Genomic DNA, 24947 nt, shown 5'->3' with positions numbered 1-24947 from the left:
GGGGGTTCCCACAAGTAGTATGTAACTATAGTGAGACGGCCCCCTGATTCTCAAAGCTCGACACTCAAAGCTTGACTCTCAAAGCTTGATTCTCAAAGCTTGATTCTCAAAGCTCGACACTCCGAAAAACTGCTAAAATGCACCTTTCCTTTATGATGTGTACTCCGTTACAGGGAATCCTGCAATACTCAGGCTGTTGGAAAACCCCTGTTTTTTCGGAGGGGTGATTACCTAATCGAAACTTGGCATTCAGAGCGTCATCGCCTTCTGGAGACATCATCATCTCCTGGGGTTTTGACGTGTGGAGGGAATTGCTGCTATTTTACAGGAATTTCGGCTCAATGAGTCCACATTTCCAGGAATTGCTGCACAGCTACATCATTTTAGGTCCTTTTGAGCTAAGTCGAAGAGAAACGGGTGAAATTGCTGCAGTTTTACAGGATTCCCTTTCTAGTGAAGTCGTCCTACTGAATTGCTGTATTGGTGCAGGATTTTGCCTACTGAGTCAACGTGTCTTGAGAAACCGTGCAGTTTTGAGGACTTCGCCTATCGGATAGACATTTCATGGTGCAGTTTTCAGGCACTTCGATCAGATTAAATTTTTCTACTGAGAGACAAGTCCTGATGAAGTGCCCAAAAATCCTTTGGACTTTCTCACAGCCTGATCCATGCAGCATTTCACTGGTTCACCCAGCCTCCAAGCTGCCACCGTTTTGCGCGCCGCCATTTTTCGCTCTGTACAGTCCTCTATGCGAGCTATGCGAGCGTTTTCGTTTTTCCCGCATCCACATTCTCTATCGACTCCTCACCTCACTCATTTTGCAATGCCTATGAGCCACTCCCTTTTTTCTTTCTAGTTCATACTCCGTTCATATTTCGTTGCTATCTTGAATTCGTTCGTTGCGGTAGTGCAGGGAATGACAAGGAGGGGAGAGAGATACAACGATGAATTCGCTTATTCGATTTTCGATGAAACAGGTGGCGGCCGTCATCATCCTGTGCTGCATGCTGTTCGGGGGAGGGATCTATGCCGCGACCAGCCTCAAGGTGGACAACATGCCTGATATTTCGCTGCCGCTCGTCATGGTCACCGTTCACTATCCGGCATCGCCGCAGGATGTCATGGAAGACGTCACCAAGCCGCTGGAGAAAAAAATTAGCGGGATGGAGCACGTCAAAACGATTGATTCCACTTCGAGCGATCAGATGGCGACGATCGTCGTGACGTTCGAGGAAGGAGCGGATCCGGATCGGAAAAAGGCGGACATGGAGAGCCTGTTCCAGGAGACGGAGCTGCCGTCGGAGGCGGGACGCCCCAAAGTATCCACATTCGGCGTCGCGTCCATTCCTACCTACTACCTCGCCATTCAGGCGGGGGAAGGGATGGAGCAGACGGAGCTGGAGCATCATTTCGAGCATGTGATCCGGCCCGGATTCCAGGCGATGCCGGGACTCGATCATATGGATGTCATCGGCGAGCGCAAGACGGAGGTGGCGATCCGGCTGTCCCCGGAGCTGCTGCGCATGAACGGTCTCACGCCTGCGCAAGTGTCCGAGGCGGTCCAGAGCGCGATGGCTGCTGGTCCGGCGGGCACCGTGGAAGTGGACGGGAACACGCTGCTCGCCCGGATGGACAATGGCCTTCGCAGCATCTCGCAGCTGGAGGCGATTCCGCTGACGGCGCCGGACGGGAGCCAGTTGGCGGTCGGCGGACTGGGAAGCGTGGCGGAGATTCGGGAATCCGCGTTCGCGGCCCGTATGGATGAACGGCCGGCCATCGGAATATTGCTGTATAAGTCCGGGGGAGCGAACGCCGTCCAATTCACGGACCAGGCCGAACGGTTAATGGAGCGGTGGACCTCCGAATTGCCGGGGATTACGTTCAAGCAGGTGTACAACTACGCGGATGAAGTCAAGCAGTCCATCGGAGGGCTGCTGCGCGAAGGCATGGTCGGCGCCGTACTGGCTTCGCTTATGATCCTGGTGTTCCTTCGCAACATGCGGATGACGCTGATTGTGCTCGTGTCGATTCCGTTATCCGTCCTGATCGCGCTGCTGATGATGAAATGGCTCGATATTTCATTGAACATCATGACGCTGGGCGGCATGTTCATCGCTATCGGCCGCGTCGTCGACGACAGCATCGTCGTTATCGAAAATATATACAGCAAGCTGGAGCGGGCGGCCCGCAAGGACGAGTCGGTCATCCTGCTCGCGACGAAGGAAGTAGCGACTGCCATCACGTCGTCCACCCTGACGACGGTAGGGGTCTTCGCCCCAATTGGCCTGATTAGCGGGCCGGCCGGGCAATTGTTCCGCCCGTTCGCAGTGACACTTTCCTGCGCCATCCTGGCCTCGCTGGTCGTCGCGCTGACCGTCATTCCGATGCTGGCCAAATTGCTGGTGCTCCGCAGCGCCAATGCCAAGGCCCATGTGGAGCCGGGGCCGTCCGCCTTTACAGAGGGGTATCGCCGTATCCTCGAATGGTCGCTGCGGCATCGCTGGAAGACCCTGGCGGCATCGGCGCTGCTCTTTGTCGTGACGATGGTCGTGCTCGTGCCGCAGCTGTCCTTCACATTCATGCCGGAAGGAAATCCGCCGCGCCAGTTTTATTTTACGGTGAAGCTGCCTTACGAGACATCGCTCAAGACGACGGATGCCGTCGTCAAGGACATGGAGGCGAAGCTCCGGTCCGCATCGGACAAGGCGGGTCGTCCCTTGTTCACCTTCGTCGAGGCTTTGGTCGGCTATGGGGGCGATCCGAATGCGATTCCGTATATGGCTCAGATCTATACCGAAGTGAATGAAGACGCCGACGTCGAGCGGGTGAAGCGGGACTATAAAGAATCGCTTCTGTCCCTTGTTCCGGCCGGCGGCGAGATTGACACGCGAACCTTGTCGGGCGATTCGGGAGGAGGCGAGGATTTCTCCTACATGCTGAAGGGAGAGGACAGCGGCAAGCTGCGGCAGGCCGCGGGCATCGTCAAGGAAGCCGTGCTGCGCTACCCGGACTTGACGGAGGTCAAGGACTCGTTAAGCGAAGCTTCCTCCGAGGTTACGATCCGGCTGGACCCGCAGAAGGCGCTTCAGGCGGGAGTATCCCCGGCTGCCGTCCAGCATTCGCTTCGCACCTGGCTGTTCGAGCAGAAGCTGGGCGAATATCGATTCGATGAAGGCCTGCGAGCGCTGACCGTCCAGACGGGAGAGAACGGCAGGCAGGATCTTGAGGCGGTCAGCAATATCCCGATGGACACGGGGAACGGCGGCATGATTCGCGTCGCCGACGTCGCGGATGTAAGCCGGGAATTGGCTCCGGCGTCGATCAAGCGGTTGAATGAAGAGCAGGTCGTGACGGTAACGGCCAAAATTATCGGTAAAAACAAGGGGGGCATCAGCGCCGATATCGCCGCTGAACTGGATCGGATGGAACTGCCGGAAGGCGTAAGCCGATCCGTGGGCGGCATCAGCGAGAACATCGGGGACAGCTTCGGCCAGCTGTTCGTCGCGATGGGCGCGGCCATCGGCGTCGTCTATCTCATCATGGTCTTGACATTCGGCAATGCCAGCGCGCCGTTCTCGATTCTGTTCTCGCTCCCGTTCGCCGCAATCGGCGGCGTGTTCGGCTTGTTCGTGACGAACGAATCGCTGAATATTACCTCGCTGATCGGGTTCATGATGCTGATCGGGATTGTCGTCACCAATGCCATTGTCTTTATCGACAAGGCGCAGCAGCTGCGCAAGGCGGGCTTCGCGGTGCGGGAGGCGCTGGTGGAGGCTGGCGTGTCGCGCCTGCGGCCGATTATCATGACGGCCGGAGCCACCATCGTGGCGCTGCTGCCGCTCGCTTTTGGCTTCGGACATGGCACGCTGATCTCGAGAGGCCTCGCCGTCGTCGTCATCGGCGGACTGACCGTATCCACGCTGTTGACCCTCTTGGTCGTGCCTGTCATGTACGACCTGATCGGACGGGGGAAGCGCAGACAAGTTAATGTCCTCCCGGCCGCCGCACCGGAGCAAGCCGAAGGAAAGGGGATGTAACGAATGAGACAGAGTAAGAAGATCCGGCGCAAGCGCTGGTTCGGCATGATGGCCGGCATCGCCGCCTGCGCCGTGCTGCTGGCGGCCTGCGCCAGCCAGCCGGAGAATGGGGCGGCGCCTGCGGATGATGCGAAGGAAGCGGCTCCGCTCGTGAAGACAGCCGTCGTGAAGCGCGAGAAGATCGGCTTGCCGGCCGAACTGATTGCGGAGATCGCGCCTTCCGTCTCCATGGATGTGATGCCGAAGGGAGGCGGCGAGGTTACCGCCGTCCTGAAGAAGCGCGGCGATCGCGTGAAGCGCGGAGAGGTCATCGCCCGGCTGGATGACTCCGCCGCCCGCATGAAGAAGAAGCGGGCGGAGCTTGCCATCCGCAGCGCCGAGAGTCTATTGGAACAGACAGAGGAGAAGGATCGGTTAGGCCAAGAAGAGGTGAAGCAGAGCATGGCGAAGCTGGAGCGGGAGATTGAGCAGCAGACGAAGGAATTGAATCGGCTCAAAAACGGATATGATGAAGGCACGGTAGAGAAGGCAGCCGTCGATCAGGCCGAGCTGCAGCTGAAAAATTCGTCGATCGATCTCGCTGTATGGAAGATGAAGCTGGAAGCGGCGGAGCATAGCGATTCGAAGGCGACTGCCCGCGAACAGCTCGAGACGGCGAGGCTGGAGCTTCTGGAGGCGGGGATGGCTATCGATGAGGCCCGGATTGCAGCGCCGACAGATGGGATCTTGACTGAATGGACGCCGCAGCCTGGCATGATGCTAAGCCAGGGAGGGACGATTGGCCGGATAGTGCAGCTTGATCCGGTCCTTGTCCGGGCCAAGCTTCCGGAAGACCTGCTGCCGCTGGCGGAAGGGAAGAGCTCGCTTGCCTTTTATGTATCCGGCAGCCCGGAACAGACCTATAAAGGTTCTCTCGCTTATCTGTCCGAGGTGATGGACACGCGCACCCGAACCTATGATGTGGAGCTGCGGGCCGCGAACGGCACAGGGGCCCTGAAGCCCGGCATGAAGGTCCGCATCCGGCTGGAGACAGAAGCGGAGCGCCTCGTGCCGGCCGTTCCGGCAAGTGCGGTCATCCGCGACGAGAGCAAGACGTTCGTCTTTGTCTATCAGGACGGCAAGGCGGTCCGGCAGGAAGTCGAGCTCGGCCCGCTGCAGGGGACGCTCTATGCCGTGACGGGCGGGCTGAAGGAAGGAGATACCGTCATCGTGACGGGGCAGCATCGCCTGAAGGAAAATGAGCCGGTATCGGTGGAGCCGCCATCCGCCAAGCCGCAGCAGCCAGAGAAGGGGGAGAACCAATGAAGCCGAAGACGAAGCGGAGCTTGAAGCGAATCACGGTCATAGCATGGGCGGTCAGCTTGCTTGCCATGGCGATGACGGGGGCAGTGCCGGTGCCGGGGCTGTCCGGTATGGCGGAAGCGAAGGGGCAGAAGAGCGGGAACGCCCCCCCCTCGTTCGCTCCGATCCAGACGGACGGGGCCGCCTTCATGAAGTCCGTCCACGGCATCGAGATCACGGTGAAGCGGGTCATCTACGGACAGCGGGACAACGGGCGCCAGGTGGCCGCCGTATTCCAGTTGAAAAATATCTCCGGCAAGCGGGTTCGCATCCCCGACTATGAGCTGGCCGTCCGGATGGCGTCCGGGGCGGAAGCCGCCATGGAGCCGAGCGCCGGCAGCCCGCGCTTCCTCATGCCGGGCCAGACCGCGGAGTGGCGCTGGATGAGCCGGACGCTGGCGGAGGAATCCGCTCCGGTCCGGTTCATCTGGAAGGAGACGGACCGGGAGGTCTATCCGGCGAAGGTGACCGTTCTCGGCGGAATGCCTATCCGGGACGTATGGGAGAACGATTACAGCCCGATGACCGATCCGGAGATGGTGAAGCCGTGGGGGCAGCCTTTTCAATTGGATGGTCCTGCCGGAGCTTCGATGCTCATCTTCACCCCGTTAAGCATCGTGAAGAGCTCGGGCAAGCCGGAACAGACGACGGAGCGGGCGCGAGAGAAGCTGGATACGGTGCACATCGTGACGCTGCGGGTGGAGAATCGCAATAATATAAGCGAGAAGCTCCCCGAGTTCGCCTTGACCGCATGGTCAGACACCGCCATCTATGATGCCAAGCGGCTGGGCCAGCCGGCTCCCCCCGCCCTGAAGCCGGGCGAAGCGGTTCAGCTCCGCTATGCCGTCGAGACGGGAGCGAACCGGCAGCTTACGATGCTGCGGGTGCTGATGCCGGAGACGTTCCTGCTCTCCGATGCGTCAGATCCGGCTCAGGCGGTCACGTACCAGGTCGGACGCATTCAGATTGCCGTGCCAAGGCAGGCGGAGGCCTCTGTGCCGCCGACCGACTATAAGCTGCGAACGGCTATGAAGTTCTCTTCCGGTTCGGATCTGTTCCCGGAAGGGCTGAAGATGTCCATCGAGGAAGATACGATGCTGGTGAACAAGGAGGCCGGCTTCACTGCGCTGCTTCTCCGGTTCAAGCTGGAGAACAAGAGCGGATCCTCCATCATTCCGCCGCCGTTCCATGCTGAACTGGAGGGCGGAGACGGGACGCGGTATGGCGGGGAGCGAATCGGCACGCCGGTGGCCGAACCGAAGGCGCTCATCCCGAATGCCGCCATCGTCGAGTCGCATCTGTTCATTTTGCCGGAAGGCGAGACGGGCAAGGATCTGCTGCTGCATCTCGTCGATAACCGGGAAGAGAGAGGATACCCGGTCGTCATGGACACCTTCCGCTTCTCGACGACGCTGGATAACACATCCGATCTCATGTACGACATGTATCCGTTCCGACTAAAGATCGATAATTGGGATGGCAAATGGATCCGGGACGTCAATCCGATGACGCAATCGGATAGCAGCTCCTACGCGTTGAAGCTGAAGCTCAATATCGACCGGGCGCGGCAGGTAATGGCCGATGCGAGCTTGTCCCAGATCCGGCTGGAGCTGACGGATCATGGCGGCCGCGTGCTGGGAACGAAGCAGTTCTCGCTCGTCGACGAGCCGCGCCTGACGGACGGAGAGCAGCATATCTACTTCGAGAATATCGACATGGCGAGCGTCAGATATCCGGTGATGGTCAATTTCTACGAGACGCTCGACACCCCGTACGGTCCGGTCAAACGGTTCCTGGGCAGGGTAATTCGGAGTTAACAAAGAGTACACAATACGATAGAGCATCACCGAGGCTGCAGAACCTGAGAGGGTTTTGCAGCCTTTTTGAATGAAGAGAGGGAGCGATCATCTCTATCCATGTTAGCGGCATGAAAAAAAGTGTGTATTCTAGTAAAATGGTTTAGTAAAATAGTTAATAATGCAATCCATAAATGTTAACCATGCAGCCAGGAGGGGGAGGGGTTCGCCAAAAAATCGGGTTCATGGATAAAACAAGTGCTGTAGGAGGGAAAGCGGCTTGAAGAGCAGATTGAAGGAGATTGCGGAGCTTGCGGATGTATCGGTCGCCACGGTGTCCAACGTATTGAATGGCCGTAAAAATGTAGGACAAGCGACCCGGGAGCGAGTGCTGAAAATATGCATGGAGAAGGGATACTATTCAAGCTCTTCGAACAAGGCGGTGAGCAGCAGCACCGTAATGTTCATTTTCAGTGATTTTGATCGGGAATATTACCTGCAGATTATTAAAGGAATTAACCATTGTCTGACGGAGAATGGCTATGATTTGGTTATTTGCACGAATAAGTCCAGTCAAAAATTTATGCGCAATAACTTCGCCTGCGGGATGATTTGCCTGGATCGCCATATGAGCGATGAAGCCCTGATCGAGTACGCGAAGCCCCATTTCCCGGTCGTCTTGATGGATCGGATGATTGCCCACGGTTACGCGAATACGAAAAGTGTCGTCGTCGATAATTATCCCGTCATGGGCGAGATGGTTCAAGGGCTGGTGGACAAGGGATACAGGCGGTTCGGCTATATCGGCGGGGTCGACTTCACGCTGGACCACAAGGAACGCTTTGCGGCCTTTACGGATACGCTTCACCACAATGGCCTGAGCTTCGATTCGCGTCATTATTTCCATGGCGATTACAGCGAGACGAGCGGGTACCAGGCGGCGAAGCTTATCATTCTCAGCAATGAACTGCCGGAAGTGCTCGTCTGCGCGAATGACCATATGGCGCTCGGCGCGTTCAAGGCATTCGAGGAAAATAAGATCAAGGTTCCCGAAGACATTGCGGTGACGGGCTTCGACAACACCGACGCAGCGATGATGGCGGGGCTGACGACAATTGCGATTCCGCGGTATGAATGCGGTTACTTGGCGGCGAAGGAGCTGCTTACGATGATACGCGGCCAGGCGAATCGGGAGCCGGTGAAGCTCAATGCAACAATTCAATGGAGAAAAACAACGAAATAAGTAAAAATGTATAATTATTTTATCTAATTAGTAGTTAAAGTTTATCTAATGAATATAAAAACATCAGATTATTTCACTTATTTTTTATTGCATTCACACAAAATATCCGTTAAGATGAGTTTGTAAGCGCTTAACTACGAAGTATTCATCTTAATCGGGGAGGCGTAAAAAATGAGTAAGAGAAAATACATTACGCGCACACTTAGCTTGCTGACCGTGCTGGCCGTGATTACGGCGCTTGTAGGTTGCGGCGGGGGAACGGATAGCAAAAATGCGAATCCTTCCACGGATTCATCGGGGCAGGAGAAGCTGAAGAAGATTACGATTTTCCAATCCAAGGTTGAGATCGCGGAGCAATTAGAGAAATTGGCTCAGAAATATACAGAGGAAACCGGGAATGAAGCGGAAGTATGGGGCGCTGCCGGCGATAACTATACAACGCAGCTGCAGGCGAAGCTGACGAGCAACCAAGGGCCGTCCATCTTCAGCATTGGACCGGGTACGGAAGCAGAGAAGTTCAAGTCTTACTTCTATGATATGAGCAATGAAGGGTATGCGAAAAATGTTGCGCCGAATATGGCGCTGGAAGTGGACGGCAAAGTGACGGGCATTCCGTATGGCGTCGAAGGCTACGGTCTGGTGTACAACAAGGATCTCGTCAATCCTTCCGAGGTGACAGACCTGGATTCCTTCACCAAGACGCTGGAAAAGTTCAAAAACGAAAATATTAACGGTCTTGCTCTTTCTCAAGAGGCGTATTTCCTCATTGGCCATATCATCAATACGCCGTTCGCTTTGCAAGCCGATCCTGTCGACTACATCAATAAGCTGAACAAGGGCGAAGTGAAGATGGCTGACACGAAGGAGTTCCAGGAATTCGCGAAGTTCATGGATGCCATCAAGGCCTATGCGAAAAATCCGATGGAGATCAAATACGATACGCAAATGGGTGACTTCGCAACCGGCAAGACGGCGATGGTGCACCAAGGCAACTGGAGCTTCTCGATGCTGAAGGACTTCGGCGACTTCGGCTCCAACATCGGAATGATGCCGCTCCCAATTGACGGCAACAAGAAGCTGACGGTAGGCGTCGCCAGCTACTGGGTTGTCAACGGGACAGCCGATGCAGATGAAATCAAAGCTGCAAACGCTTTCCTGGATTGGTTGTTCAATAGCGAGACAGGCAAGAAAACGATTGTAGATGAGTTCCAGTTCATTCCGGCCATGACGAATATCGAAGCAGGAGACATGGACCCATTGTCTCAAGCGGTATATGAAGCCACCCAGAGCGGGGAGACGTTAATGACGGCGAACAACTACTTCCCGGCAGGCATCATCACCAATGACCTCACGCCGGTAGCCCAGGAATTCTTCTTGAGCAAGGAGATGACAGGAGAGCAGTTCCTTAAGAAGCTGGATGAGGTCTGGGCCAAGGCGGCCAAATAACCGGATACACAGCTTGAAGACAAAAAGCCTAACCCATGGGTTCACATACATGACCGTGTTAGGCTTTTTGTTATTCGAACTCTCGTCATCATGTTCCAGCGTGATAGGGCGGCTGGCTCCAACTTTACCGGAAAGAAGGGATAAACCATGAAGAAGCGGAAAGACCGGCTATGGTTTGCCTTATTTACGCTTCCCCTGCTTTTTATCTTTACCACCGTCGTCGTCATACCGTTCCTGTTCGGTATTGCTTATTCGTTCGTGCAATGGGATGGCATTCCGGCCAATCCCAAAGTGTTCGTCGGGCTCGACAACTATATTCAACTGTTCCAGGATGAACGATTCCTGGCATCGGCATGGCACACGCTGAAATTCACGATTCTGGCCGTGCTGATCGTCAACGTGTTCGGCCTTGCTTTCTCTCTCTTTGTTACCACGAAGCTGCGAGTGCGCAATCTCGCCCGTACGATGTTCTTTATGCCGAATCTGATCGGCGGCCTTATTCTAGGTTATATTTGGCAGTTTATCTTTACCGATGCGATGGGCTATATCGGCGAGAGCACGGGGCTTGCCAACGTATTCTTTAACTGGCTCCTCGACTCTCAATTCGCTTTGTTCGCCCTGGTTGTCGTGTTCACGTGGCAATTTGCCGGATATACGATGATTATCTATGTGGCCGGACTTCAAGGCGTGCCGGATGAGCTGATTGAAGCCTCGAAGGTAGATGGAGCGAATTGGTGGCATCGTCTCACCAAAATCACGCTTCCGCTCCTTATGCCGGCGTTCACCATCTGTCTCTTCCTGACGTTGTCCGGCGCGTTCAAGATTTATGACGTGAACTTGAGCTTAACGCGCGGCGGTCCGAACAATGCGACCGAGATGTTCGCGATGAATATTTTCAATGAGATCTTTGCCTACGGCAATTACGGTCTCGGACAAGCGAAGGCCGTGCTCTTTTTCCTTGTCGTGGCGGTATTTACCCTGACTCAGGTATTCCTGACGAAGAAAAGAGAGGTGCAGTACTAATGAAGAAAACGAGCAAATGGCTGCTTGAACTATTGCTTCTTCTGCTGGCTGTCCTCTTTTTGTCGCCGATCTATTTGATGCTGGTCAATTCATTCAAAAACCGTGCGGAGCTGTATGAGAACGCGCTCGCTTTGCCGACTTCATTCAGCTTCCAATACTATAAAGAGGCTATGGAGAAAATGAATTTCTTCAACGCCTTCGGCAATTCGCTGTATGTCACGCTCGTCTCCGTCATCCTTGTCATTGTGCTGGCATCGATGACAGCATGGATGCTGGTTCGCACCGACAATAAGCTGAGCAAAATCATTTTCATGACCTTGGTCGCCACCATGCTCATTCCGTTCCAGACGCTGATGATGCCGTTGATGCAGGTGATGGACTGGATTCGCACCCATCTTCATATTCCGATGCTGAATACCCATGAAGGCTTAATCTACATGAACGTAGGCTTCGCCTCGGGGATGGCGGTCTTTCTCTATCACGGGTTCATCAAGTCGATCCCGATCGATCTGGAGGAAGCGGCGACCATCGATGGCTGCAGCAAGTTCGGGGTATTTTGGAGAATCGTCTTCCCGATGCTCAAAAATATTACAATTACCGTAGCCATTCTTAACGTAATTGCCCTGTGGAACGATTACTTGCTTCCATCTCTGACCTTGGCGGACAAGGGGCTGAGAACGATTCCGCTGTCCACCTTCTACTTCTTCGGCGAGTTCACGATCGTATGGAACCAAGCGATGGCCGGGCTGACGCTCACGATCATCCCGATTGTCATCTTCTATATTTTCGCGCAGAAGTATATTATTAAGGGCATTGCCGCGGGTGCGGTGAAATAGAAGGACGGACTTGGATAATAGTTCCCTTGCCTTGGGTACCTTTCAATAACACAATTGCAATTCAGCACCTTGACAACTTCCAATGTATCCCTTAAAGTGAAGCTTAAGGGGCATGATTGTTCCTGAAAAAGCCGGAGATCCTCTACCGTATAAGTGAGGAACGAAAGAAGCCGGAGATCCTCTGCCGTATAAGTGAGGGACGAAAAAAGGTAGAATGGGTAGCTTATGCTACCCTTATTTTTTTAGGAGAATTGAAATGAGGACAACAATAAAAATTTGTGGAGTTCAATCTGTGTATTTAGATTATCTTCGAGAATTCGATAGAGTTGTCAGTAAGGATCCGGCTCAAAATCGGAAGTTTGTTGGAATCCTGCTTGAGGTAAATAATTTTTCTTATTATGCTCCCTTGTCTTCTCCTAAACCAAAACACGAGTTTATAGCTGACACCGCACCTGATGTCATTAAAATAGAGCGTGGAAGATTGGGGATTATTAATTTGAATAATATGATTCCCGTCCTTCCGCCTGTCATCATTCCGATTCATATTGCGCGTGAACCCGATCATCGGTATCGGCAATTATTGATGAAACAAATGTTGTATGTTCGGAAAAATGAAGAAGCAATCAAGAAAAAAGCAAAACGATTGTATCAAATCGTGAAGAGCCGGTAACAACCCAAATTAAATGCCCGCTGCTGCGATTTTCTCTTATTAGAACAAATGGCCTTGCAATTCGGCACCATATCACCTGTCACTGCCGAAGAAGCAGCACCTGCCAGCAGCGAAAATAATAGTAACCAACAATAAAAATGAGCCGTCGAAATCGTTTCACGGCTCATATTACTTTATGCTATCGAATAAAGTATGTGTAACTGAAATGCTAAGCAACTGGAGCAGCTCTCTGCTTACCAACCACCTCCAATATCGTGGACGAGCCAACCACCTCCAATATCACCCAGCGACGACACTCCTGTAATACTGAACAAGAAAAGAGCCATGGATATTGTGATTCATACTCAATAGGATACTTATGAAACGTTCCTTATGTTCTGCTGAAGCCTGCTTTTCATGTTCTTGAAATGAAACGACGGCCATTCCTACACGATGCATATTTTTAAGATTCAACGCCATTTTCAAAGAATCAGCGTTATAATCGAACCCGGTATCATATTGTCCGCATCTGAAATAGTACTGACTCAAAGCTTGCGTCAGCCGCAGTTTATGCTTCAAATGAAACGGATCTTCTCGGGATAACAGGTCGTCCACATAGCTTTTATACTGTTCCAGGTATCCTCTCGCTTCGATGAGCGCATTGTTGTCGAGGTAAGTGTCCAAGGCAACCGGGAGCACAAGAAGCGCTTGAGGGCCCTTCAGCATGCCCATAAGTTCTTCTATTGGTTTGATTTGCTTCATTTCAATAGAAATATAAAGTTCGTTGCATTTGGATAACCACGCGTAATGCTCCCCATATCCCCTATATGCTACCGTTGCTTTTAAGGCGCTTTCGAAATTTTTCATGCCTTTTAAGGCAAATGATTCATACAACCAGCTTTCAGCCAAATAGTCATTATGTCCTTCGGCCAGCGCAATGCTCCTTAGTTCTTGGGCATACAGGTGCAACTTTGGCCAGTTCTCTACTACATTATAAAAAGTTAGGATACGGTAGTAGGCATCAAGTCTGATGTCATCCGGCAGTAATGGCAAATATTCAATCAACTGGCATAAGGCTTCGTTACCGGCCTCGCAAGTATCCAGGTCTCTGAGGATAAGAAATCTTCTGTAATAAGAGATCGCCAATTTCTCGCTTCGACTGTATCCGTTCTGGGTGATGATATCGTAGAAGGGGAGGGAGTAGTTGCGTTTTCCCGATTGAAAAATATACTCCGCAATCTTGAAGGTAGTGTCGATCATTTTGGAACGGCTTGATTCTTCATGAAGAAGCTGAACAACCTGTTTAACAATTTCGTATTTTTCGACCGGGATGCAATGAAGGAGGAAATCGCTCGTCTTCTCTGGCTTGAACCGTCCGCTCTCACCGCAGCATTCCCCGATAAACAGTTCATAGAAGGCATCGTTCGGCAATCCGAAAGCTTGATTGATAGCGTGAAGCTGGGGAAGCATAAGGGATTGCTTGTGGTTGAAAATGTTGCTAATGGTAGAACAATCGATTCCCGTGGCTTCCGCCAACTCTTTTTGCTTCCATCCCTTCTTGATAAGTTCCTCTTGTAAATATTGTCGGAGTATCTTTGGTGCCAAATGATAATCGAATACCATTTTATAGATCCCCCTTGTTCCTATAGTTCATCATATGTATAGGTGAAATAATGTTTGGTTAATTTTCAATTAATGGATATTTTTTGAGGTGGTTTCTTTTAGTATAAGCCAAGATGTATAGAATATTGAATTGATATTTGGTTTAATTTTAATGCAGTATATATCATATTTTAGCGAAAACTGTTGAAATTTCAGCGGCATATCCCCTCACTTTACACGCCTACAGCAGCCAGTCCTCAACTAGGGAACTCGCTTCTATGCTAATTAATGGGCCTCATCAACCGGATATATCGATTATGGTATGATAGAAATGCGTAAACCGATTACATGGTGGATGGGCTGCGGATCACGCAGTCGAATAAAGGAGAGGCATCAGGATGCTCAAGGCAATCAAACAGATATATATGAAGCACTTCAAGAAAAAGCTGTTCATTAAGCTGATTGTCGTCTACTCGCTTATTGCCGTCGCTTCTCTGGTTACGTTGTCTGTCTCGGCGTATCAATTTTTTGTATATAACAACGTCAACAATGCGTTGTTCGATCAGCAGCGAAATGTGGATTCGATCAACCGCTTTCTTGATCAGAAGTATGATACGGCCCAGGCTATCATTCAGCAAGTATACCAGGACACCATTCTCGTGAAGGAGACGGTTTATTTACTCAATGAAGGGCTGGAGAATTTCATCCGCTATCGGCTGGACAGCTTCAGTTCGAGCAACGGCTTCTATATCCGAAATATGCACGATTTCTTCTCTACGCAGTTCGTCAAGGATCAAGATCTGCAAAATATTAGCCTGATTAGCATGAAGAAGAAATTTGCCTACATCTACTATAAAGGCGGATTCTATCGCGGCTACTATGACTGGAACGAGAACAGCCAGGCGCAGCAGCTATGGTTGAATAACCGTTATGCCATTCCGAACAAGCGATACTCGCCGGAGATGGGGGACTCCCATCAGTCGGCCGGTACGGATCACGACATATCTACGAAGCCTATTGAGGAGATCGTGAATGTGCCGCCCTTTGAGCCCGATCAGACGGCTGAGCCGCTCTCTCTGCTGAGCGTAACTAATCGGATCAGTAATCCCGAGACGCTGGCGACGGCCGGAGATATTACAATTGACTTCAACGCCGCCGGAATATCACGGCAGATTGGCGAGCAAATGCCGGGTGAGCAATGGCTCGTGCTTGATTCCAACCGCCACACGGTATACCATTCGGAACGTTCGTCGCTTCCGGTCACCGCGCAATATTACAGTGAATTGCTGTCTATGCCGCGCAACAAGTCGGAACAAGTGAACCTGAACGGACAGAAGTCATATGTCATGGTATCGGAGACGAATAAATTGGGACTTGTGGTCGTCAACGCCATTCCGGAGAAAGCGATTACCGACCGGCTGTCGGGAATTCGCAATACGATTGGCATTATTACTTTGCTATGCATTATAACGGTACTTGTGGTAACCTACTTCTCCGTTCTTCATCTATCGCGCCGCACGCAGACGGTCATCAAAGGGATGAAGAAGGTAAGAGAGGGTTACCTCAATACGAAGCTTCCGGTGGATCGGGAAGACGAGCTTGGGCTTATCGCGCTCAGCTTCAACCAAATGTGCGAAGATTTGCAGCAGTATATCAATAAAGTCTATAAATCGGAGCTCAAGCAGAAAAATGCGGAGCTGGTAGCGCTTCAGTCTCAAATTAAGCCTCATTTTCTGTACAATACGCTGGAGGTTATTCGGATGCGGGCCATCTCGCAGGGCGCGAACGATGTCGGCGATATGATCTATAATCTGGCGTCCATGTTCCGGCATATGGTGAAGGACAAGACAACGATTACCTTAAATGAAGAGATAGAAAATTGCCGCCGTTACTTGGAGCTGACCCGAATCCGTTACCGGGACAAGCTGCAGTACTCCATCTATATGGATGAGCGTCTGGGCGGGTATAATATAATGAAGCTCTCGGTACAGCCTATAATCGAGAACTACCTGGTGCATGGGCTCGGGCTGGACCGGACGGACAACCATATCATCATCGAAGTAGAGTCTGTTGAAGAGGACTTGGTGATTCGGATTGCCGACAACGGGAAAGGGATCGAGCCTGAGCGGCTGCAGCAGATTCAAAAGGAACTAAGACAGTCGGCCATTCAGGAGCACGGTTCATTGGGGCTCAAAAATGTCCATGACCGCCTGCGGATATTGTATGGAGACGAGTACGGGATTACGTTGGAAAGTATTCTTGGTGCCGGCACGACGGTCACCATTCGGGTGCCTTTGAATTGACGAAGGGTTACCCGGTTCCAAGACAAAGGCCCTAATCATGGAGAAGCTTGGGGGAATCTCGCAAGATAGGGCCATATCGCATGTGAGTATGATTTAAAATAGAAGATGCGCGATCATCGCGATAATCGGCAATGTAAGCAAGGTACGGAGCAGGAAAATGACAACCAGATCCTTGAAGCTTACAGGCAGCTTCGAGCCTAGCAGCAATCCGCCGACCTCAGACATATAGATGAGTTGGGTGACGGACAATGCCGCAATGACGAAGCGGGTCATGTCGCTTGTAATGCCGGAGGCCAGCACCGTAGGCAGGAACATGTCCGCGAATCCGACAAGAATGGTCTGGGAAGCCGCTTCCGCTTCAGGAATACCGAGCAGCTGCAGCAGCGGAATGAATGGCAAGCCGAGCCATTTGAAGATTGGCGTGTATGTGGCGATGGCCACAGCCAGTGTGCCGATGGCCATAACAACAGGAATAACGCCGATCCACAGGTCGACAATGTTTTTGCAGCCGTCCCGAAGGAAGGAGCTTACTCCCCCGTGCTGGCGCGCCTTGCCGACGGCTTGGTGCAGCCCCCAACGCCAAGGGCTCCATGCGGCTGGGATGACCTCTTCTTCCGCAGGCGTGGCGCCCGGTGAATATGTGTCCGGCTTGCGCGACAGCGGCGGAATCCGCGGCATGATGACGGCTGCCGCCATCCCGGCAAAGGTTACCGTCGCATAAAAAGGAAGAAACATATGCCCCAGCCCGACATTGCTCAGCACGATGAAACTGAACGTAATGGATACTGCCGTAAATGTCGTGCCGATGACGGCGGCTTCGCGCTTCGTGTAGTATCCGGATTCATATTGCTTGCTCGTCATCATGACGCCAATGGTGCCGTCTCCAAGCCAGGATGCCATGCAATTGATAGCGGAGCGTCCCGGCAAAGTAAAGATGGGGCGCATAATCCGGGTCATGAGTGTGCCGAAAAACTCAAGCAGGCCAAAATCGACCAACAGCGGCAGCAGAAGTCCCGCCAGCAAGAAGACAACGAACAAGCCTGGGATAAGACCGGAGAGCAGCATGCCTCCCGTGTCTTCTGACCATATCCATTCTGGGCCGGCCCGGAAAAAGGCAAGTATCGCAAATATGACCCCCAACGTCCGTGCGGCGAACCAGAAGGGAGAAATGTTGAACAGCGCATTCCATAGCGGCATATCCAGCAGCTTGTCCGGTCTGAACCAGCGGGTATAAGCGGTTCCCAGCCAGGCGAGCACGATGATAATCGTAACCGCTGCCGGGAGCCAGGGCGCAAGCCCTTGGGTGAGCGCGTTGGTCAGGAATGCAATGGGCACGGTCACTTCTCCGTTCCTCGGAACGGGAATGACGAAGAGAAGCAGCCCAAGTAAAGAGGGAATGGAAAAATGCAGCAGCCCTCTGAGATTCAATTGCGGTGTGTGCGCAAGTTTTCGTTGCGTATTATCGTTCTTCGCTGCCATATATGAATAATTCTCCTTGGATTACGGTATAATTATGCAACATTCTTTACTTTATTACAAATAGAGTCGAAATCCAAGAGCAGATTGGTAACAAAAAGTGGTATTGGAATGTAATGAGAGCCTTTTCAAAGCTCCTATATTCTTCATTATATCCTCCAAATCATTCATTACAAGGTTATTTTTGGATTTTATAATATGATGCGGACTCTTGGGCGCTATCAAACGGGTCCATCGAGTTATGGTATGATAATAGATGCGTAAACCGATTACATCCGGGGGCATGAGATAGCGCAGGCCATCTTGCCCCCGTTATCTGGAACTGACCCGAACGTTGGAAAGCGTTCTCGGTGCCGGCAACACGGTCACCATTCGTGTGCCTTTGAATTGACGCTGGGAAGTGCTTAAGGGAGGATACGATGTACAGAGTATTTTTAGTAGATGACGAACCATTTATTATAGAAGGCTTGCAGACGATTCTGGAATGGAACGATTACGGGCTAAGCGTGGCGGGAACGGCAGAGAATGGGGAGGATGCGTGGGAGAAGCTGCAGCAGCAGCCGGTTGATTTGATTATTACCGACATTATGATGCCGCGCATGACCGGCCTCCAGCTGATTGAGAAAGTAAAGGAGGCTCATCCTCAGACCCGGTTCATTATATTGAGCGGCTATAACGAGTTCATGTATGTGAAGGAAGGCATCAAGCTGGGTGTCGAGAACTACTTGCTGAAGCCGATCAATATTGAAGAGTTCCGCTCCACGCTGGAGACGACCGTGCAGAAGATCGACCAGTCCCGGGTTCATCGGATGGCGGAGCAGCACAATCGGGATATTTTGCGTGACAATGTGCTGTACCGTTGGCTGCGTGATCTCATCCATCTGGAAGAATTGCAGCAACGGGCAGATCTGCTTGATATCCATTTTATCCATCCTTATTATATGGTTGTCCTGGTTCGCCCCGAGCCGCAAATGGATCATGAGGCAGATTATGATAAGCAGGAAGAGGTCGTTAGTCACGCAAGACGCCTGTTGAAGCAGGCGAACGGCGGATTTTGCGTCCCGGAATGGGATGGAGAGACCGCGATCATTTTCGGTCTGTACCGGAGCGGGGACAAGGAAGAGCTGATGGGCCGGCTGCGAGAGTGGAAGCGGGAGGTAGAGGGAATGCTGAGCACCTCCCTGCAGATTACGCTGGGGAGTGTCCAGGAAGGATATGCCCATGCTTCGGCAAGCTACTTGCACGCGAAGCGGGTCCAGCCCTACCATCTTGTCCGTGCAGATGACGAATGGGTCGACGCCGATGAGATCGCCGACTATCGCTCGTCCCGCCCGGCAGACGTGCAGCCGGAGACCGAGCCTTACGTGAAGCTGCTGTACGACCGGGACAAGGAACAGCTGCGGAAGCAGCTGGAGGCCGATTTCGAACAGCTCTCGGCGACGATAGGCGTTACGCCGCGGGATATTCGCAACTTCGCCGTCGAATTGCTTATCGCCTGGAAGCAGTCGGTCAAGGATACTGCCCACTATTTGTTGGAGGAGGAGCGGGACTGGTTCGACGAGGTCTACCATATTCAGACGCTGGAAGTGCTGAAGGATCATGTGCTTCAAGTCGGCTATAGAATCATGGGGCAGCTCGCGGAGCCGGAGCATATGAGCCCGGTCATCAAGCAGGTGCTGCATGATATTCAAGGCCGGTATGCGGAGGAACTGTCGCTGAAGACATTGAGCCAGGTGTATAATATTAACCCGGTTTATTTAGGACAATTGTTCCAGAAGGAGGTTCAGTCCACCTTCTCCGATTATTTGAACAAGACCCGCATCAAAATGGCGAAGGAAATGCTCGTCAATACGAATCAGCGCATGACCGATATTGCTTCTAATGTAGGTTACTGGGATAAAAGTTATTTCTATAAGCAGTTCCGGAAGTATGTCGGCGTCTCCCCCAAAGAATACAGAGAATTCCATGCAAACCGAAATGAAATCGTATGAAATACATTACTGGGAAGGGGTTCCACGGTGTCACATGAAAATGTGGCAACTGTGAAAGCCCTTCCTTTATTTTGTACACCAAATCTAAAGTTTGTTGACTATTGGAAGCGCATCAATTGGGTTACGCTATAGTTACAACATAGCAACGGGGGATGAATCTGATGCAATCCATCAAGAACGTTTTTCGGAGCTTAAACCGCAACTGGATTTTTCTCATCATGGTTCTTCCGGGAGCCTTGTGGTTTTTGTTCTTCTCCTACCTGCCGATGTTCGGGACTGTTATCGCTTTCAAGGATTATCGTTTTAGCAGAGACGGCTTCCTTGCCAGCTTGCAGCAAAGTGAATGGGTAGGTTTTAAAAATTTCGAATATCTTTTCGGTACCAATGACGCATATGTCATTACGCGCAACACAATTTTGTACAACATGGTGTTTATCGTGCTGGGTCTGGTCGGGGCCGTGGCGATGGCTATCATTTTGAGCGAGATTGTGAACAAGCGGCTGGCGAAGATATATCAGACCGGGATGTTCCTTCCTCACTTCTTGTCGTGGGTCATCGTCGGTTATTTCACGTTCAGCTTCCTGAGCGTCGACAAAGGGGTGCTGAACCAATTCCTGACTTGGTTAGGAAAAGATCCGGTCTCCTGGTATTCCGATACCACGTATTGGCCTTATATTCTCGTATTCCTCAATCTATGGAAAGGAATCGGATATTCCAGCGTCGTCTATTTGGCCGCCATTGTCGGGATTGACAAGACTTATTATGAGGCTGCAATGATTGACGGGGCCAACAAGTGGCAGCAGATTCGCCATATTACGATACCTGCGATTACGCCTTTGATGACCATTCTGACATTGCTGGCCATCGGCAGAATCTTTTACGCGGATTTCGGGTTGTTCTATCAGATTCCACGGGACTCCGGTCCGTTATACAGCGTAACGAACGTTATCGATACGTATGTATACCGGGGACTGAAGGCAACAGGAGAAATCTCGATGAGTACGGCCGCAGGCCTGTATCAGTCGCTGGTCGGATTCATTCTCGTTATGACATCGAACTGGATTGTGCGTAAAGTGGACAAGGACAACGCGCTGTTCTAAGGGGGGGACGACATTGAGAAAAAAAACACGAGATTTCCACAATTTATCGAGAGGCACCAACCTGATTTTCAACCTGATTGCCGGTGTGTTTGCTTTCCTGTGCGTCTACCCGTTCTTGTTCGTCATTGTGATTTCATTGACGAATGAGGAGGCGCTCGCACAGAACGGGTATTCCATATTCCCGGAGAAATGGAGCTTTTCCGCTTATGAATACATTTTCAAGGCCGGCGATCAGCTTCTTCGCTCCTATGGAGTCACCATCCTGATTACGGTTGTGGGGACGCTTATCAGCTTGGCGGTAATTTGTCTATACGCTTACGCGATTTCGCGCAAGAACTTCCAATATCGGGGATTTTTCTCCTTTATCGCCTTCTTTACGATGCTGTTCAATGGCGGATTAGTACCGACATATATGGTTCTAACGCAAGTGTTGCATTTGAAGGACACGATCTGGGCGCTCATATTGCCGCTTATCATGAATGCGTTCTATGTCCTTATCATGAGAACGTTCTATAATACTACGGTACCGGATGCGATCATCGAATCGGCCAAGATTGACGGAGCCGGGGAATTGCGGGCATTCATTACGATTGTGCTGCCCATCTCCTTGCCGGGGATTGCCACGATTGGATTGTTCGCCACGCTTGGTTTCTGGAATGACTGGTTCAACGCCTTGCTGTACATCGACAACCCTGCACTCGTTCCGCTGCAATCGATGTTGATGCGGATCGAGAACAGTATGCAATTCTTGCTCAACAATGCGCAGCTCAATGCATCGGGTCAGACGCTTGAATTGATGCGGACGCTGCCGCAAGAATCGACACGGATGGCGCTCGTCGTCCTGGCCACGCTGCCGATCGCATGTGCGTATCCGTTCTTCCAGCGCTACTTCGTTCAAGGCTTGACGATTGGTGCTGTCAAAGAATAAGCAAGTCAACCTTCGATTATTCCCGGGCGGCGGTATATAAGCAGGCCGCCGCTCCGGAAATAATATACACAACAACTTGGTCACAAAAAGGGGAGGAAAAACATGGCTAAGGCAAAAAAATTGTTGCTCATGACCTTCTGTCTTGTCCTGGTCGCTTCGCTGGCGCTGGCTGGCTGCGGCAGCAAGAAGGAGGAAGCGGGCGGAGCAGAAGCAGGCACGAGCGAGAAGCCGGTTGAGCTGGTCTGGTATTCCATCGGACCGCCGCAAAAAGATTTGGACAAGGTCATGGAAAAGGTTAGCGAGTACACCAAGGAAAAAATCGGTGTTACCGTCAAAATGAAGATGTTCGACTGGGGCGATTACAACCAAAAGATGGGCGTTATCGCCGCTTCCGGCGAACCGTTTGATATCGCATTTACTTCTTCGTGGGCTTTTGAATACGTTGCCAATGCGAAGAAAGGCGCATTCTACGAGCTTGATGACTTGATGGATCAGTATGGTCAAGACATTAAAAAGCTGGTTCACCCTTCGTTCCTCGAAGGCGCTAAGATCGACGGGAAAACGTATGCGATTCCAGTTAACAAAGAATTGCCAGCGCAAAAGGTATTCCGCTTCAACAAAGGGCTGGTTGACAAATACGATCTGGACATCAACAGCGTGAAGACATTGGAAGATCTGGAGCCGCTGCTTGCGAAGGTCAAAGAGGGCGAGTCAGGACTGTACCCATTGTCGGCGGATAAGCAATTCAAATTTGCCGTTCCTTACGACCTGGTGAACGAGAACCTGCCATTGGGCGTCGCATTGACAGACACGAACGATCTCAAAATCGTCAACATTCTCGAACAGCCGGACATTATGAAAAGCTTCGAGACGATGCATGACTATTACAAAAAAGGCTACTTGAAGAAGGATGCCGCGACCGCTTCCGGCGGGGATGAAATGAAAACCGGAAAATGGCTCGTAGATATGCCGGATACGCAGCCGTTCGCCGACAACCTGTGGTCTCAATCTTTGGGCTATCCGGTTGAATCGGTTCCTTATACCGAGCCATACGTCTATAACTGGTCCGTAATGGGCTCCATGCACGCGATCTCCGCGAACAGCCCGCATCCGGAGAAAGCCATGCAATTCCTGAACCTGCTGAACTCGGATCGTTACCTGCGCAACCTGGTGAACAACGGTATCGAAGACGTTCATTACAAACGCATTGATGACGAAACGGTGGAGTATTTGCCAGCAAAAACGGAAGCGTATGACATGGCAACCTTTACACTGGGTAACTTCTTCATCTTGGATAAGCTTCCTGCCGACCCGAAAGATAAATGGGAGCAGTTCGCTCAATTCAATGACAATGCGAAAAATGCGCCGCTGCTTGGCTTCCACTTCAATGCAGACAGCGTAAAAACGGAAATGACTGCGCTGACGAACGTAAAAGACGAGTTCTATGCGTCCCTGTTCACCGGCTCGGTAGATCCGAAAGTATACGTGCCGAAGGCAGTCGAGAAGTTCAAAGCGGCTGGATTGGACAAAGTGCAAGCCGAAATGGAAAAACAACTGGAAGAGTGGAAAGCATCCAGAAAATAAATAACGGCATCGTTCCATTCGCTGGATGAAGGCAGCTTGCTGCCGCCAGCAATGAATCGCCGCAACTGTGCAGTCAGGTGGAGCGTAGGCTTCACCTGACTGTCTGCTATTCGCGCTTAAGACTTCGGAATAGGTACGATTGTTGGTTGAATTTTGCACAAGCCTTATATACAATATGATGGACATATCTAATGTAATAAATAATGTAATACCCGGAAAAGACGGCTTACCCGACTGCTTTGAAGGCTTACACGATTACTTATATTTGATGGATGGAGAAGGAGAGAACTGACATGGAACGCCTACCGCAAGCCGTGCTTCGCGTGATGGAAGAAGCCAAGACCCGATTAGCGGACAACCCGAAATTGCAGCAGCTGTTCTTGAACTGTTTCCCGAATACGCTGCAGACGACAACCAAATTGCATGAAGACGGCACGTCCTATGTCTTCACCGGAGATATTCCCGCCATGTGGTTGCGCGACTCCAGCGCCCAAGTGCGCCAATATATGCCGCTTGCCAAGGAGGATGCGGATATTCGCCGCATCATTGCCGGGCTGGTGCGCAAGCAGATGAAATATATTCAAATCGACCCGTACGCCAATGCATTCAATGAAAAAGAAATTCCGCTCGATCAGATTCATCACCGGGATCAGACGGAATTGAACGGCTGGGTCTGGGAACGGAAATATGAGATCGATTCACTGTGCTACCCCATCCAATTGAGCTATTTGTACTGGAAGGAGACGGGCGATACGTCGCTCTTCGATGGCGAGTACAAGACGGTAGCGCATATCATCATGAACCTGTGGACGACAGAGCAGCGTCATTTCGAGCAATCGCCTTACCGCTTCTCGCGCATGGACTGCCGTAAGACGGACACGCTCAAGAACAACGGGCAAGGCATGCCGGTCAACTACACGGGCATGACGTGGTCCGGCTTCCGGCCAAGCGACGATGCGTGCACCTTCGGTTACCTGATTCCTTCGAATATGTTCGCCGTTGTCGTGCTTCGTTATTTGGAGGAGATCGCGACGGTTGTCTACGAGGATGCGCCATTCGCGGCCAAGGCCCGCGCGCTGTGTGAAGAGATCGAAGACGGCATTCGCAATTACGGCATCTTTCATCACCCGAAATACGGAAAAATCTATGCCTATGAAACCGACGGCTTCGGCAACTATAATCTGATGGATGATGCGAACGTGCCTAGCTTGCTGGCCATTCCTTATCTCGGTTATACGACGGAGGACGATCCGATCTACCAGAATACGCGCCGCTTCATTCTGAGCGAGGACAATCCTTACTATTATTCCGGCAAGGCCGCTCAGGGCATCGGCAGCCCGCATACCCCTGACCAATACATCTGGCATATCGCCTTGTCGATGCAGGGATTGACCGCCGGCTCGCAGGAAGAGATCGACAGCTTGATTCAACTGCTGACGGCGACGGATGCCGGAACCGGTTATATGCATGAAGGCTTCCATGTGGACGATCCGGCCCAATTCACTCGTGAATGGTTCGCCTGGTCGAACAGCTTGTTCTCTGAACTAATCTACCGTGAATATTGGTTGAAAGCCTAATCCGACAAGAAGAG

16 protein-coding genes are annotated in these 24947 nt (G+C 51.7%); 14 read left to right on the top strand and 2 right to left on the bottom strand.

Annotated elements, in window-relative coordinates; translation table 11 throughout:
• Positions 1-945: 945 nt before the first annotated feature.
• The 8 genes from FLT43_RS15160 to FLT43_RS15125 all read left to right on the top strand — a co-directional run bounded on the left by FLT43_RS15160 (position 946) and on the right by FLT43_RS15125 (position 12393).
• The gene (locus tag FLT43_RS15160; protein ID WP_087444421.1) at positions 946-4038 is read left to right on the top strand and encodes an efflux RND transporter permease subunit; all 3093 of its coding nucleotides are present in this window, start codon (positions 946-948) and stop codon (positions 4036-4038) included.
• A 3-nt stretch (positions 4039-4041) separates the two neighbouring features.
• Complete coding sequence (locus FLT43_RS15155; protein ID WP_087444420.1) at positions 4042-5343, top strand: efflux RND transporter periplasmic adaptor subunit; 1302 nt, start codon at positions 4042-4044, stop codon at positions 5341-5343.
• The gene (locus FLT43_RS15150; RefSeq protein ID WP_087444419.1) at positions 5340-7196 is read left to right on the top strand and encodes a hypothetical protein; all 1857 of its coding nucleotides are present in this window, start codon (positions 5340-5342) and stop codon (positions 7194-7196) included. The genes FLT43_RS15155 and FLT43_RS15150 overlap by 4 nt, the downstream gene beginning before the upstream one ends.
• Before the next feature lie 259 nt (positions 7197-7455).
• Positions 7456-8418, top strand: coding sequence for a LacI family DNA-binding transcriptional regulator (locus FLT43_RS15145; RefSeq protein ID WP_087444418.1), 963 nt, complete (start codon positions 7456-7458; stop codon positions 8416-8418).
• Between the two features lie 171 nt (positions 8419-8589).
• Entirely contained in the window at positions 8590-9864 is a 1275-nt protein-coding gene (locus FLT43_RS15140; RefSeq protein WP_087444417.1) for an ABC transporter substrate-binding protein, read from the top strand.
• A gap of 147 nt (positions 9865-10011) precedes the next feature.
• Positions 10012-10887, top strand: a complete 876-nt coding sequence (locus FLT43_RS15135) for a carbohydrate ABC transporter permease (RefSeq protein ID WP_087444416.1) — start codon at positions 10012-10014, stop codon at positions 10885-10887.
• Positions 10887-11723: a carbohydrate ABC transporter permease gene (locus FLT43_RS15130; RefSeq protein WP_087444415.1), complete on the top strand. Its 837-nt coding sequence runs from the start codon at positions 10887-10889 to the stop codon at positions 11721-11723. The genes FLT43_RS15135 and FLT43_RS15130 overlap by 1 nt, the downstream gene beginning before the upstream one ends.
• A gap of 256 nt (positions 11724-11979) precedes the next feature.
• Positions 11980-12393 (top strand): type III toxin-antitoxin system ToxN/AbiQ family toxin, encoded by a 414-nt coding sequence (locus FLT43_RS15125; protein WP_087444414.1) that lies wholly within the window; start codon positions 11980-11982, stop codon positions 12391-12393.
• Positions 12394-12672: 279 nt separating this feature from the next.
• Here the strand turns inward: FLT43_RS15125 and FLT43_RS15120 are convergent, their stop codons facing one another.
• Positions 12673-13995 carry a helix-turn-helix domain-containing protein gene (locus FLT43_RS15120; protein WP_087444413.1) on the bottom strand — a complete coding sequence of 441 codons (1323 nt, stop codon included), beginning with the start codon at positions 13993-13995 and terminating at the stop codon, positions 12673-12675.
• 377 nt (positions 13996-14372) lie between these two features.
• Here FLT43_RS15120 and FLT43_RS15115 point away from each other — a divergent pair, with 377 nt between their 5' ends.
• Positions 14373-16277 carry a sensor histidine kinase gene (locus FLT43_RS15115; protein WP_087444412.1) on the top strand — a complete coding sequence of 635 codons (1905 nt, stop codon included), beginning with the start codon at positions 14373-14375 and terminating at the stop codon, positions 16275-16277.
• A gap of 93 nt (positions 16278-16370) precedes the next feature.
• Here the strand turns inward: FLT43_RS15115 and FLT43_RS15110 are convergent, their stop codons facing one another.
• Positions 16371-17756 (bottom strand): YjiH family protein, encoded by a 1386-nt coding sequence (locus FLT43_RS15110; protein WP_087444411.1) that lies wholly within the window; start codon positions 17754-17756, stop codon positions 16371-16373.
• 416 nt (positions 17757-18172) lie between these two features.
• Between FLT43_RS15110 and FLT43_RS15105 the strand changes: the two genes are divergently transcribed.
• From FLT43_RS15105 to FLT43_RS15085, 5 genes are all read left to right on the top strand, one after another.
• Positions 18173-19744: a response regulator transcription factor gene (locus tag FLT43_RS15105; protein WP_087444410.1), complete on the top strand. Its 1572-nt coding sequence runs from the start codon at positions 18173-18175 to the stop codon at positions 19742-19744.
• A 161-nt stretch (positions 19745-19905) separates the two neighbouring features.
• Positions 19906-20844, top strand: coding sequence for an ABC transporter permease (locus tag FLT43_RS15100; RefSeq protein WP_006679055.1), 939 nt, complete (start codon positions 19906-19908; stop codon positions 20842-20844).
• A 13-nt stretch (positions 20845-20857) separates the two neighbouring features.
• Positions 20858-21772 (top strand): carbohydrate ABC transporter permease, encoded by a 915-nt coding sequence (locus tag FLT43_RS15095; RefSeq protein WP_087444409.1) that lies wholly within the window; start codon positions 20858-20860, stop codon positions 21770-21772.
• A 102-nt stretch (positions 21773-21874) separates the two neighbouring features.
• Entirely contained in the window at positions 21875-23356 is a 1482-nt protein-coding gene (locus FLT43_RS15090; RefSeq protein ID WP_087444408.1) for an ABC transporter substrate-binding protein, read from the top strand.
• Between the two features lie 293 nt (positions 23357-23649).
• Complete coding sequence (locus tag FLT43_RS15085; RefSeq protein ID WP_087444407.1) at positions 23650-24933, top strand: glycoside hydrolase family 125 protein; 1284 nt, start codon at positions 23650-23652, stop codon at positions 24931-24933.
• Positions 24934-24947 lie beyond the last annotated feature (14 nt).

The sequence above is a fragment of the Paenibacillus thiaminolyticus genome (assembly GCF_007066085.1).
In the GTDB taxonomy this organism is placed as follows: Bacteria; Bacillota; Bacilli; order Paenibacillales; family Paenibacillaceae; genus Paenibacillus_B; species Paenibacillus_B thiaminolyticus.
This window is presented reverse-complemented; position numbering and strand designations above follow the sequence as displayed.